The organism is Mesorhizobium sp. M0587, from assembly GCF_040320945.1.
In the GTDB taxonomy this organism is placed as follows: Bacteria; Pseudomonadota; Alphaproteobacteria; order Rhizobiales; family Rhizobiaceae; genus Mesorhizobium.
The window spans coordinates 225,566-241,267 of the sequence record NZ_JAMYQP010000001.1 but is presented as its reverse complement, the minus strand read 5'-3'; the positions used below and the strand labels follow the sequence as shown (position 1 = coordinate 241,267).

General features: G+C 61.8%; 19 protein-coding genes. 8 read left to right on the top strand and 11 right to left on the bottom strand.

Annotation, left to right across the window (positions count from 1 at the left end):
- The first annotated feature begins 15 nt into the window (after positions 1 to 15).
- The 4 genes from trxC (at position 16) to NKI49_RS01130 (ending at position 2,825) form a co-directional block, all read left to right on the top strand.
- Positions 16 to 465, top strand: a complete 450-nt coding sequence (gene trxC, locus NKI49_RS01145) for a thioredoxin TrxC (RefSeq protein ID WP_352598154.1) — start codon at positions 16 to 18, stop codon at positions 463 to 465.
- A 13-nt stretch (positions 466 to 478) separates the two neighbouring features.
- Positions 479 to 1,732, top strand: a complete 1,254-nt coding sequence (locus NKI49_RS01140; protein ID WP_352598155.1) for an MgtC/SapB family protein — start codon at positions 479 to 481, stop codon at positions 1,730 to 1,732.
- An 83-nt stretch (positions 1,733 to 1,815) separates the two neighbouring features.
- Positions 1,816 to 2,202, top strand: coding sequence for a hypothetical protein (locus tag NKI49_RS01135; RefSeq protein WP_352598156.1), 387 nt, complete (start codon positions 1,816 to 1,818; stop codon positions 2,200 to 2,202).
- 32 nt (positions 2,203 to 2,234) lie between these two features.
- Positions 2,235 to 2,825, top strand: a complete 591-nt coding sequence (locus NKI49_RS01130) for an NAD(P)H-dependent oxidoreductase (protein WP_352598157.1) — start codon at positions 2,235 to 2,237, stop codon at positions 2,823 to 2,825.
- 157 nt (positions 2,826 to 2,982) lie between these two features.
- Here the strand turns inward: NKI49_RS01130 and NKI49_RS01125 are convergent, their stop codons facing one another.
- The gene (locus NKI49_RS01125; RefSeq protein WP_352598158.1) at positions 2,983 to 3,435 is read right to left on the bottom strand and encodes a pyridoxamine 5'-phosphate oxidase family protein; all 453 of its coding nucleotides are present in this window, start codon (positions 3,433 to 3,435) and stop codon (positions 2,983 to 2,985) included.
- Positions 3,436 to 3,739: 304 nt separating this feature from the next.
- Here NKI49_RS01125 and arcD point away from each other — a divergent pair, with 304 nt between their 5' ends.
- Genes arcD through arcC form a run of 4 tightly spaced genes read left to right on the top strand, consistent with a single transcriptional unit; the run spans position 3,740 to position 8,393 of the window.
- A complete protein-coding gene (gene arcD, locus NKI49_RS01120) occupies positions 3,740 to 5,206 on the top strand; it encodes an arginine-ornithine antiporter (protein ID WP_352598159.1) in 1,467 nt (488 codons plus the stop codon).
- A gap of 10 nt (positions 5,207 to 5,216) precedes the next feature.
- Positions 5,217 to 6,431: an arginine deiminase gene (locus NKI49_RS01115; RefSeq protein WP_352598160.1), complete on the top strand. Its 1,215-nt coding sequence runs from the start codon at positions 5,217 to 5,219 to the stop codon at positions 6,429 to 6,431.
- 17 nt (positions 6,432 to 6,448) lie between these two features.
- Positions 6,449 to 7,450, top strand: coding sequence for an ornithine carbamoyltransferase (gene argF / locus NKI49_RS01110; protein WP_352598161.1), 1,002 nt, complete (start codon positions 6,449 to 6,451; stop codon positions 7,448 to 7,450).
- Position 7,451: 1 nt separating this feature from the next.
- The gene (gene arcC, locus NKI49_RS01105) at positions 7,452 to 8,393 is read left to right on the top strand and encodes a carbamate kinase (protein WP_352598162.1); all 942 of its coding nucleotides are present in this window, start codon (positions 7,452 to 7,454) and stop codon (positions 8,391 to 8,393) included.
- Here arcC and NKI49_RS01100 read toward each other — a convergent pair.
- The 10 genes from NKI49_RS01100 to sctL all read right to left on the bottom strand — a co-directional run bounded on the left by NKI49_RS01100 (position 8,390) and on the right by sctL (position 15,700).
- Positions 8,390 to 8,902, bottom strand: coding sequence for a hydrolase (locus NKI49_RS01100; protein WP_352598163.1), 513 nt, complete (start codon positions 8,900 to 8,902; stop codon positions 8,390 to 8,392). The two genes, arcC and NKI49_RS01100, sit on opposite strands and share 4 nt — an antisense overlap.
- Positions 8,903 to 8,994: 92 nt before the next feature.
- Positions 8,995 to 9,315 carry a universal stress protein gene (locus tag NKI49_RS01095; protein ID WP_352598164.1) on the bottom strand — a complete coding sequence of 107 codons (321 nt, stop codon included), beginning with the start codon at positions 9,313 to 9,315 and terminating at the stop codon, positions 8,995 to 8,997.
- A 46-nt stretch (positions 9,316 to 9,361) separates the two neighbouring features.
- A complete protein-coding gene (locus NKI49_RS01090; protein ID WP_352598165.1) occupies positions 9,362 to 10,240 on the bottom strand; it encodes a D-glutamate cyclase family protein in 879 nt (292 codons plus the stop codon).
- Positions 10,241 to 10,355: 115 nt separating this feature from the next.
- A complete protein-coding gene (sctT, locus tag NKI49_RS01085) occupies positions 10,356 to 11,171 on the bottom strand; it encodes a type III secretion system export apparatus subunit SctT (protein ID WP_352598166.1) in 816 nt (271 codons plus the stop codon).
- 9 nt (positions 11,172 to 11,180) lie between these two features.
- Positions 11,181 to 11,450, bottom strand: coding sequence for an EscS/YscS/HrcS family type III secretion system export apparatus protein (locus tag NKI49_RS01080; protein WP_352598167.1), 270 nt, complete (start codon positions 11,448 to 11,450; stop codon positions 11,181 to 11,183).
- Between the two features lie 19 nt (positions 11,451 to 11,469).
- A complete protein-coding gene (sctR, locus tag NKI49_RS01075) occupies positions 11,470 to 12,123 on the bottom strand; it encodes a type III secretion system export apparatus subunit SctR (RefSeq protein WP_352598168.1) in 654 nt (217 codons plus the stop codon).
- Positions 12,116 to 13,174 (bottom strand): type III secretion system cytoplasmic ring protein SctQ, encoded by a 1,059-nt coding sequence (gene sctQ, locus NKI49_RS01070; protein ID WP_352598169.1) that lies wholly within the window; start codon positions 13,172 to 13,174, stop codon positions 12,116 to 12,118. Before sctQ ends, sctR begins: the two co-directional genes overlap by 8 nt.
- Positions 13,175 to 13,252: 78 nt before the next feature.
- A complete protein-coding gene (locus tag NKI49_RS01065) occupies positions 13,253 to 13,741 on the bottom strand; it encodes a hypothetical protein (protein ID WP_352598170.1) in 489 nt (162 codons plus the stop codon).
- The gene (locus tag NKI49_RS01060; RefSeq protein WP_352598171.1) at positions 13,728 to 15,086 is read right to left on the bottom strand and encodes a FliI/YscN family ATPase; all 1,359 of its coding nucleotides are present in this window, start codon (positions 15,084 to 15,086) and stop codon (positions 13,728 to 13,730) included. Before NKI49_RS01060 ends, NKI49_RS01065 begins: the two co-directional genes overlap by 14 nt.
- Entirely contained in the window at positions 15,083 to 15,700 is a 618-nt protein-coding gene (gene sctL, locus NKI49_RS01055) for a type III secretion system stator protein SctL (RefSeq protein WP_352598172.1), read from the bottom strand. The genes NKI49_RS01060 and sctL overlap by 4 nt, the downstream gene beginning before the upstream one ends.
- Between the last annotated feature and the right edge of the window lie 2 nt (positions 15,701 to 15,702).

Below are 15,702 nucleotides of genomic sequence, written 5' to 3'. Positions count from 1 at the left end.
AATCGGTGAGTGGCCATGGCACAGCAGAATCTGGTGGTTTGCAGCAAATGTGGTGGGGTCAACCGCCTGCCGCCGGCCCGCAATGCCATGGAGGCGAAATGTGGAAAGTGCGGGAACCGGCTGTTTTCGGGGCATCCTGAAGATGTCGACACGCGGGTTTTCGATTGTCAGATCGCGCGCAGCAGCTTGCCCGTTGTCGTCGATATCTGGGCACCCTGGTGCGGCCCCTGCAGGATGATGGCGCCGGCGTATGAGGCTGCGGCCAACGAGCTGGAGCCGCATGTTCGTCTGATCAAACTCAATTCGGACAATGAGCAGGCAGTCGCGGCAAGGCTCGACATTCGCGGCATCCCGACCATGATCCTCTTTCACGGTGGGCGCGAAATCGCGCGCACATCAGGCGCAATGACGGCAAGTCAGATCGTCAGGTGGGTTCGCGACCGCCTGCCGACGGTCGCCGCCTGAAGTCGCCGCGCCAATGGATCCGCTCATCGCCCGCCTTGGACTGGCGCTCGCAATAGGTCTTCTCGTCGGCTTGGAACGCGGCTGGCAAGAGCGGGATGCACCCGATCGCAGCCGCACGGCCGGCATTCGCACCTTCGGCATATCCGGCCTCCTCGGCGGCACTCTGGCCGCACTCGCCGAAGCGCTCGATGCGGTATCGGTGCTGGTCGGCGGATTCATCGCTTTTGCCGCTGTCTTCGCCTGGTACAAGGCGCGCGAGGCTGCCCATGACGAGGATTTCAGCGTTACAGGCGTGATCGCTGGCCTCGGCGCTTTCGCACTTGGCGCGCTTTCCGTCGCCGGTGATTATCGGGCGGCTGCTGCCGGTGGGGCGGCATTGGCGGCAATCCTGGCCAGCCGCGAGGTCCTGCACGGTCTTCTGAAGCGACTGACCTGGGTCGAACTTCGTTCCGCGCTGATCCTGGCAGTGATGACGGCGATCGTCTTGCCCTTGCTGCCAAACCGGACGATGGACCCGTGGGGCGGTTTCAATCCCTGGGAAGTCTGGTTACTGACGGTGCTGATGGCCTCGATATCGTTCGCCGGCTATGTCGCCGTTCGCGTGCTGGGGACCACGCGTGGTCTGCTGGTCAGTTCGCTCTCCGGTGCGATCGTTTCTTCCACCGCCGTAACCATGGCGCTTGCCCGCAACGCCATGTCGGCAAGCAACCCCCTGCCGCTTGCCGGGGCGGCTTCGCTGGCGGCCATGGTTTCGGTGCTCCGCATCTGCGCCGTGATTCTGATCATCGAGCCAAGCGTATTCGCTTCGGCCGGCATTCCGGCGATTGCCGCGGCGCTCGCCTTCGCTGTCTGCGGAGCATTGCTGCTCGCTCGCGACAGCGGAAATGGTGAAGGTAGCGCTATAGCGCGCAACCCATTCGAATTGGGTCCACTGCTGCTGTTCGCCCTGCTTTTCGCGGTTGTGGCGACCGCGAGCGCTGCACTGGCCGCTCAATTCGGCGGCCGCGGCTTGCTGGCGACCTCGGCGCTGGCGGGCACGTTCGATGTCGACGTCTCGGTGCTCAGTGCCTTGCGGCTGGTCAAGCATTCGGTCCCTGTCGAGACCATCGGTCAGGCGGTGCTGGCGGCGCTGGCGGCAAATGCGATCGGCCGCCTGTCACTGGCGGTATTTGCCGGTCCGATCAGGTTCTGGGCGCCGCTGGCCGGCGCAACCCTGGCCGCTGCGACCGCCGGCTACGGCGCCATGTTGTTGCTTGGTCCGGGATAAAAGCGCGGTTCTTGAGCCACTTTGATGCGGATCAAGGGACAGGCCCAGCTGCGGCTCTATGGACTCCTCAAAAGGAGTTCACGATGACCAATTTGAAGGACCTCACCCCAAAATTCCGCCATGTCCGATTGCTGCTCGCCCGCGAAAAAGGCCATCCGGAAGGTGATCGCGAAGAGGGCTATGACCTGCTGGCTCCATTGACCGGCGAAGCCCGGATCGATGCGGAAGAGTGGAAATCGCACAGGGCCTCTTGCCGTGTTCGCCGCTTTCGCACCGGCGAGGAAGACCTGATCGGCCGGCTGAGGCGCAAGCCAGGCGGACAGTGGTATTTCGACTATGCCGAAGGCGATCGCGACGATGAGATCGGCTTTCATCTTGGCGACGAACGGTTCGTGACCGGCGAATATGTGTCGATCGAGCGCAACGGCGCCATGCACACCTATCAGGTGGCACGGGTCGAACGGCCTTGATGCTTCGAGGCCGGGCTCGGTGGGAGTAGACCATGTCCCGACGCATCCTCATTGTGGTCGGTCATCCCGACCCGTCCCCGGATCGGCTCTGCCGCGGTCTTGCCAACGCCTATGGTGAGGGTGCGGAAAAGGCAGGGCACGCCGTCCGCCGGGTCGATCTGGCAGCATTTGATTTTCCGATGCTGCGCACGATGCGGGAGTTCGAGCATGGTGCTGTTCCCGACGCCCTGAAGGATGCAGCTGAAGCGATCGTCTGGGCTGAGCATATCGTCTTTGTCTTTCCGCTCTGGCTCGGAACCATGCCGGCCATGCTCAAGGCATTTCTGGAACAGGTGATGCGGCCAGGGACGGCTTTCGCCTACCCGGACAAGGGCGGCGGTTTCACCAAGACACTGCTTCGCGGTCGTTCTGCGCGCGTCGTGGTGACGATGGGCATGCCCTCAGTTCTCTACCGCCTATGGTTCCTCGGACACGGCATCGCCGGCATGCGGCGAAACATCCTGCATTTTGTCGGCATCAGTCCGGTGCGCGAGACCTTGTTCGGCATGGTCGCCGGCGCCAGCGATGCGACCCGCGAGAAGTGGATCAGCCAGATGAGCAAACTCGGCCAGCGAGCGCTTTAGGTGAATATTGCCGTTCGGCTCCTCTGCCGGAACAAGCACGTTGCGCCGCTGGCGGTCATCCGCCGATGTGCCGGCCGCCAGATATGAATGCACAAACCTTGCCGGCAGATTTGGCGGCCTCGCTCATATCCAAAGCTTGTCTTGGCAAGGAGAGCGATCAGCAGGTGACGAGATCGGTGTGGCCAAACCCCTTGGAATAGTCGAGCACGGAGATGACTGTAGGCATCACGCGGAATATGCGGACCTGCTCCGGAGTCGGCATCGGGCCTGGGAGCAAGACTTGCTCCGAATACTTCAGCGGCAGCATCCGCAGGATCTTTTCTGCTTCGGCCCGGTCTACCACCGGCTGCGTGTGCGCGGCCATGGAAAGTCCGGTGATTTCCATCACCTGAGGCATGTCGTGATCGATGGTCAAGGACACGCGATTGTCTCGCGCTAGATTCGCCGCCTTCTGGCTATCCAGACCACAGAGGAAGTAGAGGGTAAGGCCTTCGTTCACGTAGCCGACGGTCGTCGCCTGTGGCCAGCCGTCCTGCCTCAGCGTTGCAATGGTCATGATCCGGTGCTGATCCAACAGCGTCAGGATCTTATTTCTGACCTCTTCGTCCATCGGTTGTCTCCAAACTCATTGCTGACCGTGACGATAGTAGGACCGTAGTCGCCTGGCATTGACCCACATCAACGCAAATAGCCGGCAGACGCCTCTCAGCCGCAATGGCTGGTCCGGGCCAGATCGCGTCATCCGACGCGCGCAACTGAACGATCGCAAAGGCTCGAACTCGGTCGTTCGGAGCAATTGGATTCGGACCCACCACTCGCTGCTCCGTAAATGGATTTGACCCGCATCAAAGCTGCCGGTCCCCTTTTCCTGTTCATTGCCTCCCATCAGAGCCTGCAATTCTTGGGAGAGCATCATGACTACGGCTGGTTTCAACATCCCTGTTCCGAAGGTCGCGACCGCGGCGCCAACAAAACTTCGACTGGGTTCCCTGACCGCATTGGTGATCGGTTCGATGGTCGGCTCCGGCGTGTTCAGCCTGCCGCAGAACATGGCGGCAGGTGCTGGTCCCCTCGCAATCCTGATTGGCTGGGCGATCACCGCCGTCGGCATGCTGGCGCTGGTCTTCGTCTACCAATCACTTGCAACCCGCAAACCCGAGCTCGATGCCGGGCCATACGCTTACGCCAAGGCCGGCTTCGGTCCCTTCATCGGCTTCAACAGCGCCTGGGGCTACTGGATCAGTGCCTGGGTTGGCAACGTCTCCTACGCGGTGATCGTATTCAGCGCCCTGTCCTACTTCTTTCCGGCGTTCGGCGACGGAAACACCTGGCAGGCGGTGCTCGGCGCATCGATCCTGCTGTGGCTGATCCACGTCCTGGTTCTCGCCGGCATCCGGCAGGCCGCTGTCGTGAACCTCATCGTCACGGTGGCGAAGATCGCTCCGATTGTCCTGTTCGTCGGGGTTGTTGCCGTCGCCTTCAAACTGCAAGTCTGGTCACTCGATTTCACTGGTCTGGGCAACGCCAGTCTCGGCTCGATCACCGCACAGGTGAAGAGCACGATGTTGGTAACGCTTTGGGTGTTCATCGGCATCGAAGGCGCCAGCGTATTTTCCGGCCGGGCCGAGCGCCGCAAAGACATAGCTACGGCGACCGTGCTCGGCTTCTTCACCTGCCTCGCGCTCTACGCCCTGGTGTCGCTGCTGTCGCTCGGCATTCTCAGCCAGCCTGAGCTCGCCGCGCTGAAGAACCCCTCCATGGCGGGGGTGCTGGAGGCGGTTGTCGGCCCCTGGGGCGCCATCCTGATCAACATCGCGCTTGTCGTGTCCGTGATCGGCGCCTTCCTCAGTTGGACGCTGCTTGCGGCCGAAATTCCACATGTCGCCGCCAAGGACGGCACGATGCCGAAATTCTTCGGCTGGGAAAGCGACCGCGGTGTGCCCTCGATCTCGCTTCTGATCACCAATCTGCTCGTCCAGGCATTCCTGGTGATCACGCTCTTCGCCCAAAGCACCTATCAGGCGCTGTTCTACATCGCGTCGGCCGCGATCCTGGTGCCTTACATCTTTTCCGGAGCCTACGCGGCAAAGCTCGCGCTGACCGGAGAAAGTTATGGCGGCGACGAGCAACGCGCCGGCCCTCTTTTCGCAGGACTGCTGGCGACGGTCTACGGACTGTGGCTCGTCTACGCGGCCGGGCCCGCATACCTGTTCATGTGCGCGATCCTCTATGCGCCCGGCATCTTTTTCTACATCTGGGCCCGCCGTGAAACCAATCAGCGCATTTTCCATCCTGCGGAAGCGGCGCTCGCCGCAGCCCTTGTCGCCGTCGCCATCCTCGCCGTCTACGAGATGTGGACCGGCGCCGTCAGCCCGCTTTGAGGGGATCGAGATGACAAGCCTGGGTGCTCATTCCGAAGTCGGCCGTCTACGCGAGGTGATGGTCCATCGCCCGGATCTCAGCCTGCGCAGGCTGACACCGGAGAACTGCAAGGCGCTGCTTTTCGACGACGTGCTGTGGGTCAAGCGCGCGCGCCAGGAGCACGATGTCTTCGTCGACGCGCTGCGCGAGCGCGGCGTGCTGGTGCATTCCTTCGGCGAACTCCTGGCCGAGACGATGAGCCTGAGCAAGGCCCGCGACTGGCTTCTCGACCGGCGGGTACATCCCGGCGTCGTCGGGCTGGACATGGTCGACGAGATGCGAGGATGGCTCAACGAGATGCCGTCGGAGCCGCTGGCATCTTGCCTTGTCGGCGGCATTGCGCGGGCGGAGCTTCCGTTCGAGCCCAAAGGCCTGACCGGAAGGGCGCTCGCCCCCCAGGATTTCGTGCTGCCGCCGCTGCCGAACCAGCTCTTCACTCGCGACAGTTCCTGCTGGATCTACGGTTCGGTCTCGGTCAATTCCATGTACTGGCCTGCCAGGCGTCCGGAGGCGGCCAATGTCGAAGCCGTCTACCGTTTCCATCCCCGCTTTCGCGACAGCGGTATTCCCTTCGTGTCGCCGGATTTGGGAACAGGCACCAGCCTGGAAGGCGGCGACGTCATGCCGATCGGAGGCGGAACAGTTCTCGTCGGCATGGGGGAGCGCACCACGCCGCAAGCCGTTGGCGGCCTTGCGCGCAGCCTGTTCGCGGCCGGCGAGGCGACGCGGGTGATTGCCGCCCTAATGCCACGGGATCGCAGCTTCATGCATCTCGACACCGTCTTCACCTTCTGCGACCGCGACCTCGTAACCATGTATCCGCCAGTGGTCGACCGGTTGCGCACCTTCTCGCTGCGACCGGGCGATGGCGCGGCGGCGATCGAGGTCACCGATGAGGCAAAGCCGTTCACGGCTGTTGTTGCCGAAGCCCTTGGACTGAAATCGCTGCGGATCATCGCCACCGGTGGCGACCGCTACGAGGCCGAGCGCGAGCAATGGGATGACGGCAACAACGTTGTTGCGGTCGAGCCAGGTGTGGTCATCGGCTACGACCGCAACGTCTATACAAACACCCTCCTGCGCCGTGCAGGAATTGAAGTGATCACGGTCGAAGGCGCCGAGCTTAGCCGCGGGCGCGGCGGCGGGCACTGCATGACCTGTCCAATTGCCCGCGACCCGATTTGATCCGAAAGGAAATCTCTATGTCGATCAATCTTCACGGCCGCTCCGTCCTGACCCTGGACGATCTAACGGCCGACGAGATCCGCTTTCTTCTCAAGCTGGCCGCCGACCTCAAGGCAGCCAAGCTCGCCGGTCACGAGATACCGCGTCTCGTCAGAAAGAACATCGCGCTGATCTTTGAGAAGGATTCGACCCGCACCCGAACCGGGTTCGAGGTGGCGGCCTATGACCAGGGCGCCCATGTCACCTATTTCGGTCCCACCGGCAGCCATATCGGCCACAAGGAATCCATGAAGGATACGGCGCGTGTGCTCGGCCGCATGTACGACGCCATTGAGTATCGCGGCTTTGGCCAGCACCAGGCCGAATTGCTTGCCGTGCATGCCGGCGTACCCGTCTACAACGGTCTTACCGACGAGGCGCACCCGACGCAGATCCTTGCCGACCTCATGACTATGCGCGAATTCACGCACAAGCATCTTTCGGACATGACCGTCGCCTTCGTCGGTGAGGGTCGGGACAATGTCGCGCTGTCGCTGGCACTTGGGGCAGCCAAGGTCGGCATCGACATGCGCATCGCCTCGCCGAAGGAACTCTGGCCGGACGAGGAATTCTGCTCCCATGTCAGAGACCTAGCGCAACGCAGTGGTGGCCGTTTCCGGCTCGATGAAGACGTAGCGGGCTGCGTGCAGGAGGCCGACTTTGTCTATACCGACGTGTGGATGTCGATGGGCGAGGACAAATCCGGCTGGGCCGAGCGTATTCGTCTTTTGACGCCCTACCGCGTCACCAGCGAAGTGATGGCTGCTGCAGGCAATCCCCACGTGAAATTCATGCATTGCCTGCCGGCATTCCACAACACCGAAACCGAGATCGGCGCCTTCATTGCGAAGGAATACGGTATCGACTGCATGGAGGTCACCGACGAGGTGTTCGAGTCGGCAGCGTCGATCGTCTTCGACCAGGCCGAAAACCGGATGCACACGATCAAAGCCCTGCTCGTCGCCACGATCGGTAACTGAGATGCTTATCGTCGTCGCATTGGGCGGAAACGCACTGCTACGCCGTGGCGAACCGATGACGGCGGAGAACCAGCGCGCCAACATCAAACGCGCCGCATCCGTGCTCGCGGAACTCATCGGCGAAGGACACTCGGTTGTAGTTACGCACGGCAACGGCCCGCAAGTGGGCCTGCTCGCGCTCCAGGCCGCTGCCAGCCCGGGCGCCGGGGCGTTTCCACTCGACGTGCTCGGGGCCGAGAGCGCCGGCATGATCGGATATGTGATCGAGCAGGAACTCGGCAACCTCCTCAAGCGGAGGCTGTTCGCAACCCTGCTGACGCAGGTGACGGTGGACCCGCGCGATCCGGCCTTCGCTCACCCGACGAAGCCGATCGGCCCGGTCTACGATGAGGCAACCGCACGCAAGCTTGCCACCGAACGCGGCTGGCAAATCGCGCCCGATGGCGACAAATGGCGACGCGTCGTGCCTTCGCCCAAGCCGCTGGCAATCCTGGAAGCTTCGGTGATCTCGTTCCTGGTCGAGCGCGGCGTGATCGTCATCTGCACCGGCGGCGGTGGGGTTCCGGTGATAGCCCGGGATGACGGCAGTCTTTGCGGCGTGGAAGCCGTCATCGACAAGGACCTGGCAAGCTCGCTTCTCGCTCGCGAGTTGAAGGCGGACATGCTGCTTATGCTGACGGATGTCGACGCCGTCTATGTCGACTACGGAACAGCGGCCGCTCGGGCGCTCCGGCGCGTGAGCCCCAGGGAGCTATCGGGCAGGACTTTTCCGGCCGGCTCCATGGGACCGAAGGTCAGCGCTGCAATCGAATTCATTGAAGCCACTGGCAAGCCTGCTGCAATCGGCAAGCTCGACGATGCCGTCGAAATTGTCGGAGGGGAACTCGGCACCTGGTTCGAAGCCAGCGCCCTGCCCTCGCCCATCGAGCTTGCGAGATCCTAGGTTGCTGCCACGACACCGATGACATAGTTCTTGCCATAGGCTTTCGCGCATTTCGGGCAGGTCGTGTAGAAGAAATACACATCACCCGGCTCTGTGTTTCGATCGCGCGCAATCTGCCGCATTTCACTATCCCAGGTCCTCGCCTGGCTGTACGGCCCCTCGAACAATTTGGTCACATAGTCGCCGCTCAGCGTGGTCATCTCCTCGTTGGCGACAGGTTTCGAGACCGCAAACAGATGTTCGCTGGTCCAGGGCGAGACATCCTTACTGAGAACGATAAACTGATCGAGATCGTCGGAAGCGCCGGCGTCTTTCAAGTGCCTGTTAACGCGTGCGAACACGCTGCCCATGTTCATCGGGATATGCATGACGCTGTGGGTTGTGGCTTTGACGAACCGCTTGTCCTTGAAGTGCAGTTCCTGGCTGTCCCAACCCTCGGGATTGAATTTGGGGCAGCAACCGGTTGTATTGACACTCGCGTCGTATCGAGGCGTTTCATTCGTCTTCATGGCTGTTCCTCATTTGAGCAGCCATCTGACGGCAATGAGCCCACCCATCCTTGATCCTTGTCAAGACGCCCCTGAATCCTGATCGAAGCGCATCAAAGCGGCCGCCGCCCTTGTTCCTCGACTGCCTTTAATCGGACCACTGAAACGGAGCAAAGGACTTGTGCCACGACCTTGGTCGAGACACTGCCGAGATGGCGGCGGATTGCCGATGATGCCCGGGCTCCAACGACGATGTGCCCGACGTCATTGTGCGCGGCATAGTTGAGGATGGCATCGGCGGGGCTGACCGCTTGTTGCGCGTGCAGTAATTCGCTCCAGCCCGAGCAGCAGACCAGCGTTGCCACCACGAGGACCCTGGTGAGTGCCGCACCGGCAAAGATATCGCCAAGGTCGGTGAGGCTGACGATCGACACCGGCAGCAGCGATGATCGTTCGCGCCTCTGGCGTGATGGAGGACTGCTAGTAGAGCATGCAACCTGCTTGGGTTTGAGCATCCACATCGGTGATCAGCATATGGCCCGGAGACACTGTGATCGAGATCGCGAGTTCGGCGCGCGCAACAGCGTCCTGCGCGGTTAGGCTGCTGGCCCAGAATACGGGGACCTCGTCCTCCACGATTTCCACTGCATCGCCCCAGTCGGGAGCCATCAAGTCGCTTATTCCGATGATCCCGGGTTCTCCGACATGGATGGGAGAGCCGTGGGCATGAGGGAAGCGTGCGGTGAGGGCGCGAACCCTGTCGACATCGCACAATCTGATCGGGCGCATCGAGACGACGATTTCGCCACCGAATGGTCCGACGCGGCAGGTGTCGATTCTGGTCCGGAACTTGGGGAAGGTTTTTCCGAAGCCGACGCGTCGGAGTTTCACGCCCTTTTCGGCAAGTGCTGCCTCGACGGTGAGTGAACTGCCGAGCGCGAAAGCGGCAAAGTCATCTCGCCACAGGTCGATGATGTCGGTCTTCCGACGGATCATCTCGCCAAAGCAATAGATGTTGTACTGGGGTGCATCGGTGCGAATATCGATATCACCCAGGGCTGGGAGCAATGAGCTGCCGGCGCGGCTCACGCCCACCAATGGACAGGGCTTCGGGTTGCGGACGCAGAATTGATGGAAGTCGCCGGCAAAGCTGCGGGGCACAATCACAACATTGGCCTGCAGCTTGCCGCGCGCTAGCCCTCCCGTATGCCCTTCATAGGCCCCCATTCTAACCAGTCTGCGCAATCCGTCTGCATCGACCAGTCGCAAATTGTCATGGAACAATGAAGAGGTCTGGCGGGCCATGGCATCCGAGGCATATGTATGTTTCAGAGACACGTCGAGAGCGCGTAAGATCATCGACGGATCACCCGCTTGTCAAATCACCAGAATCTTTCCTAGTCGATAAATTGTGTTTATTGGTCGGCGAAGGAGACTTCATTATTATTAGCCACCACTCATAGAGCTTTTGTTGTCATTGACAGCTGCGGCAGCCGATTGCTTCTATCTGTCGGGTTGCTTCGTGCAGGAAGCCAAGATCCCGGTTCATGTAGAAGAGCAGGAAAGCCGCATAGAGGACAAGGACGAGGCTGAACACCAGCGTCTTGACGACCAGCGAGAGGGCAAAGACATTCAGGTGCGGCGAGGCGCGCGCCAGGAAAGCCAGCACAATGTCGGACAAGAGCATGCTGATGACGACCGGGAACACAAGGGTCAGTGCCATCACCAGGATGCGGTTGAGCAGATCGAGAAATATTCTGGCGGCATCCTTGCTGAACACAGGCAGAAGCTGGTCGATTGGCCAGAGGCCGTAGCTGTCGTAGAGGCCGCTCAGGGAAAGCTGCAGGCCGCCGGCAGCCAGATAGATCGTGACCATGATGACGGCGAGCAAAGTGCCGGTGGCACTCGTCTCATGGGTCATCATCGGATCGATCAGGGTCCCCATCGTGGAACCGCGCTGCAGGTCCAGGATGTCACCCGCGGCCTCCGCCGCCCAGAACGGTATGCCCATTGCCAGCCCGAGCGTCACCCCGACAACGACCTCCTTGAGCATGTACAGGACGATCATCGTCGTCGTGATATCGGTGTTCGTCAGTTTGGTCACGATCATCGGAAAGACCGGAACCGCGAGCGCCAGGGCCACGCCGTTGCGCAGAAGCCCGGTTAGCGGCACACGCGAAAAGAGCGGCATCAGGAGCATGAAACCGGTCAGGCGTGCGAGCGCGAAAGCGCCTGCCAGAAGATAGAACTGCAGTTCCTTGACAGATGCGAAGATTGGTTCGACCGGCATCCGCCAGCCTCAGCGCGTGACGACGGGGAATTCGTCCAGCGCCGTCGAGGCCTGCTCCGCGATCTGCTGGCCAAGCAGCGGACCGAAGACCATGATGACCAGCAGGATCACGACGAGCTTGATCGTCTGAGGCAGCGACTGGTCCTGAATCTGCGTCAGCGCCTGGGCAAGGCCGACAAGGATGCCGACGGCAAGCGCCGCGATGATCGCCGGACTGGACGCGAGCAGCACCGTCAGAAGCGCGCTCTGGATCTTCGCCAGGATGAAGTCATTGTTCATGCACAATCCCCCAGCGGCGTCAGCCGTAACTCAGAATGAGGCCATGCATCAGCCGCGACCAGCCATCAATGGCGACGAAAAGGAACAGTTTCAGCGGGATCGAGATGAGAACCGGCGACACCATGATCATGCCGAGCGTCATCAGGACATTCGCAACAACGATATCGATAATGAGGAAAGGGAGATAAAGCAGGAAGCCGATCTCGAAGGCACGGGTAAGCTCGGATGCGACAAAGGCCGGAACAAGGATCGAGAGATCGTCGTCCTTGAGGTTCTGCCGCGCTTGTTCCGGCCACAGGCGAGTGGTGCCGTCGAGAAAGAACTGCCGCTCTTGCGGCTGGGTGAATTTCATAAGATGCCGCTGCAATGGTTCCCTGACCAGTTGCGCCGCCCTGGCGAGGTCGTCCGTCGTCTGGAACTGAACTTGCCCTTCCTGAAGCCGGCCCGACATCTCGGTCAGCATCGGCGTGGTGACGTAGACCGTGAGCACGAGCGCTATGCCGTAAAGCACCAGATTGGGCGGCATCTGTTGGACGCCAAGCGCGTTGCGGATGAGAAACAGCACGACCGAAATTTTCAGGAAGCCCGTCATCGTGACGACTGCCAGCGGCAGCAATCCGACGAAGCCGACAGCGATCAGAATCCCAAGCAGGTTGGGCGAATTCTCAAGCATTGTCGAACATACGGACGATCCGCACGCCCAGGTTTTCCCCAATCCGCACGATCTCGCCACGACCAACACGCTTGCCGTTGGCGATGATGTCGACGGTCTCCTCCGTTACGTCGGTGAGTGCAACGATAGCGCCGGGCGCAAGCTGTCTTACGTCCCCAAGAGGCATTGCCGTGCGGCCGATCTCGAAGGCAAGCGCGACCGGCAACTCGTCCAGAGTCGACTCTTCCAATGTCTGGCCGGCTGGCGGCGGCGTGTTCTGGTTCATGGTCCACTCCCAATTCGATCCGGCGATTGCAGTCGGCGCGGCAAGCAATTGCGGCCCTTCGGCAGTCAAGGTCACCGGCGCATAAAGGCGCTCGGCAATGATGAGTGCCGCCATGCGTTCTTCCTCCGCATCCCTGAAGAGCACCACATCGCCAGGCTGCAGGCTTTGAAGCTCGCCAAGGGTGATCGTCAGCACGCCACGCCGAAGGCAGACCGACAGCGGGAATTCGGCCGGAATCGGCGGCCTCGTCTTGCCGATCTCGTCTAGAAGGCGGCCGATCCGAACCGCCAGGCCGGCGTCCGCCGTGTTCAGCACGCAGTCTATCGTGTCGTCGTTGCTGGCCATGACGAAAGCGAGCGAGATTTGCTCCGAGACCGTATCTCTTCGTTCGACCGAGGTGAGCGCGATCCTCTCACCCAGCTTGCCCTCGATCCTTTCGAGGTCTTCTTCGAATGCGGATTCCAGCAGCAGTGCGGCATGAGTGGGCGCCAGTCGTTTCATGTCGACCAGTTCGTCAGCCTTGGCCAAGGCTTGTTCGACCACAGAAAGCGGCAGGCGCAATTTGGCGACCTTGCCTGCGACGGTGAACGCAATCGTGCACGGCCGCTGGTCCGCGGGGTTCGCCGTCGGCCAGACCGCAGCAATCGTCATTGCCTTCCCCGCGATGGTGATCTGCGCGGGAGCGCGACGGCGGTAGAAGGCGTTCAAGGCCGCGGCGTCCACGGCGGCGACGGATTCCAGCGTCAGCCGTTCGCCGACTCCGGGCAGGCCGGCCGTGCGTTTCACCGGTTTTCGGCGCGCTTTCGTCTTTGCCGACGCCAGGGCCTGAGGCATTACACTTCCATATCCACGGTCACCGATGGGCTATCGTTCTGCAGGCAAGCGCGGCGAACCGCGTTCCTCTTCCTCGACAAGCTCGGAAAGAGCCAGGCGACGACGCGCGCTGCGTTTGGTCAGATGCTCCAGCAGTCGATCCAGCTTCGCCACCGCCTTCATGCTCGCATGATGATCGTTGCGGGCTGCCGACAACTCCATTTTCCGTCGCTCCTCGGCGACGCCGGCCATCTTCTCGTTTTCACGCAGCTTCTCGGTTTTTCTGGCGGCGATTTCGAATCGTCCCTGGAGCCGATGTAGACTGGCGGCCTTTACCGGTTGTCCGACAAGCGAACCGAACGCCGCATCTTCGGCGTCAACCGTGCGCTGGAGGTGTTGCGTGACGGCGCTGGCCGCCTCCTGAGCTTCCCTGGTGGCCCGGTGCGCGGCGGCGTGCCTTCTGATCACGCCTTCCTTCGCGCGTTCTTCCCGGCGGCGTCTGAGGTCGCGCAATCGAGCGATCATGTCACGGTCTTTCATCGACGATTTCCCGCATGACTTGGCGTGTCTTCTCGATACTCTCGTGTGTGGCGGACGCCTGACGCAGAAAGGCATTGATGGCATCGATCTTCGCCACCGCCTCGTCCGCCAAAGCGTCGCTGCCCTTTTCGTATTCACCGACCCGCAGGAGAAGTTCGATGTCGGCGTAGCGGGCAAGCAGTTCACGCAGGCGGCTGGCGTCTGACCGATGTACCGGCGGCACAACCGCGTCCATAAGGCGGCTTCGGCTGCGCAAGACGTCGATGGCCGGGAAATGGTTCCGCTGTGCGAGTTCGTTCGACAGGAAGACGTGGCCATCGAGCAGCGCCTGGATTTCCTCGGCGACCGGATCCAGCGTGCCGTCTCCTTCCAGGAGAACGCTGTAGAGGCCCGTGATGGAACCGACGCGGCCCGGGCCCGATCGTTCGAGCAGGCGCGGCAAGACCGCGAACAGCGAAGACGGAAACCCGCGACGCGTCGGTGGCTCGCCCGAGGCCAGGCCAATCTCGCGCTGCGCACGGGCAAACCTCGTTATGTTATCCATCGCAAGCAGCACATGCTTGCCCTGGTCACGAAAATATTCGGCAATGCTGGTCGCCACATAGGCGGCCTTGACGCGCTCGATGGCGGGCCGGTCCGATGTCGCCACGACGACGATTGCCCGCTGCCGCCCTTCCGGTCCAAGCTGATGTTCGACGAATTCGCGCACCTCGCGGCCGCGCTCGCCGACAAGGGCGACCACGGCAACATCGGCATCGGTGCCGCTGACAATATCAGAAAGCAGGATCGACTTGCCGACGCCAGGTTCACCGAAGATGCCGACGCGCTGCCCACGCGCGCAGGTGAGCAGCCCGTCGAGGGCCCGGATTCCGAGCTGGATCGGCTCGGAAATCAAACTGCGTTCGAGCGGAGATGGCGGATAGGCGTTGACCGGATAGCTGCTGGTAATGCCATCCGGCAAAAGCGGTTTGCCGTCCAAGGGCTCGCCGAGCGCGCTGATCACCCGGCCGAGAAGCCCGGGACCGACGGGTACTCGCTGGTCCTTTCCGGTCGCAACCACCTCGGTCAGGCTTGAAAGACCGTTCAGGTCGCCAAGCGGAACAAGGATCGCCATTTCGTCCATGAGGCCGACGACTTCCGCCCTGGTCGTCTTGCCGGTCCTGGGGTCGACCAGTTCGCATATCTCGCCGATCCGGGCCTCCTCCACGGTCGCATGGATAACCGTGCCGGTGACCCGCTTAACACGCCCCTTACTCGGCCGGCTCGCATCGTCGCGGAGGGCGGAACGCAGGTTCGGAATGATGGACGCCAGACGGCTTTCGATATCAACGGCGCGCGCTGTCATGGAACCTCCGCCTTTGACGCAATCGCGGCAGCTATGGCCTGGAGCTGCGCGTCGATGCTCGCATCGACGACGGCAAAGTCAGAAGAAATGATACAGGCGCCGGCCGCCAGCGCGCCATCCGCGTCGATCTCCACCGTCATGCCCAGATCGCTCTCGCGCAAGGCCGCGTCCAGCTCATCACGAACCCTGTCGACGGAACCGGGATGAACCCGGACATTCAAATATTTGGCGCGGCGAATTTCAGTCACAGCCTGCCTCGCGGCCTTGGCGACAAGCATGCTGACGTCGAATTCTCCAAGCATTCGCCTGACGACATCAAGGGCCAGGCTGATGACCTCGGCTTCCAGCCCGCCAAGATAGCGATCCACCTTGACCGCTGTCTCGCTTATCAAGCGCGTGACATCCGCATCGCCGTGCGCCTTGCCGTCTTCGTAACCCTGCGCATATTCAGCCGCATAGGCTCGCCGGGCAGCGTCGCGCAACTGCTGCGCATCGCGCTTTGCTTCATCGAGAAAGGCATGCCCGTCCTGCAGCGCGCGCACCTCGGCGGCGCGCAGGATCCGGGCGAGAGGGCGCCTCGGCACAGCATTGGTCGCTTTGCCCGGTTCGACCATCC

Coding starts and splice junctions, on each gene's coding strand:
- trxC (WP_352598154.1), top strand. CDS start 16: ATGGCACAGCAGAATCTGGTGGTTTGCAGCAAATGTGGTGGGGTCAAC.
- NKI49_RS01140 (WP_352598155.1), top strand. CDS start 479: ATGGATCCGCTCATCGCCCGCCTTGGACTGGCGCTCGCAATAGGTCTT.
- NKI49_RS01135 (WP_352598156.1), top strand. CDS start 1,816: ATGACCAATTTGAAGGACCTCACCCCAAAATTCCGCCATGTCCGATTG.
- NKI49_RS01130 (WP_352598157.1), top strand. CDS start 2,235: ATGTCCCGACGCATCCTCATTGTGGTCGGTCATCCCGACCCGTCCCCG.
- NKI49_RS01125 (WP_352598158.1), bottom strand. CDS start 3,435: ATGGACGAAGAGGTCAGAAATAAGATCCTGACGCTGTTGGATCAGCAC.
- arcD (WP_352598159.1), top strand. CDS start 3,740: ATGACTACGGCTGGTTTCAACATCCCTGTTCCGAAGGTCGCGACCGCG.
- NKI49_RS01115 (WP_352598160.1), top strand. CDS start 5,217: ATGACAAGCCTGGGTGCTCATTCCGAAGTCGGCCGTCTACGCGAGGTG.
- argF (WP_352598161.1), top strand. CDS start 6,449: ATGTCGATCAATCTTCACGGCCGCTCCGTCCTGACCCTGGACGATCTA.
- arcC (WP_352598162.1), top strand. CDS start 7,452: ATGCTTATCGTCGTCGCATTGGGCGGAAACGCACTGCTACGCCGTGGC.
- NKI49_RS01100 (WP_352598163.1), bottom strand. CDS start 8,902: ATGAAGACGAATGAAACGCCTCGATACGACGCGAGTGTCAATACAACC.
- NKI49_RS01090 (WP_352598165.1), bottom strand. CDS start 10,240: ATGATCTTACGCGCTCTCGACGTGTCTCTGAAACATACATATGCCTCG.
- sctT (WP_352598166.1), bottom strand. CDS start 11,171: ATGCCGGTCGAACCAATCTTCGCATCTGTCAAGGAACTGCAGTTCTAT.
- NKI49_RS01080 (WP_352598167.1), bottom strand. CDS start 11,450: ATGAACAATGACTTCATCCTGGCGAAGATCCAGAGCGCGCTTCTGACG.
- sctR (WP_352598168.1), bottom strand. CDS start 12,123: ATGCTTGAGAATTCGCCCAACCTGCTTGGGATTCTGATCGCTGTCGGC.
- NKI49_RS01065 (WP_352598170.1), bottom strand. CDS start 13,741: ATGAAAGACCGTGACATGATCGCTCGATTGCGCGACCTCAGACGCCGC.
- NKI49_RS01060 (WP_352598171.1), bottom strand. CDS start 15,086: ATGACAGCGCGCGCCGTTGATATCGAAAGCCGTCTGGCGTCCATCATT.
- sctL (WP_352598172.1), bottom strand. CDS start 15,700: ATGGTCGAACCGGGCAAAGCGACCAATGCTGTGCCGAGGCGCCCTCTC.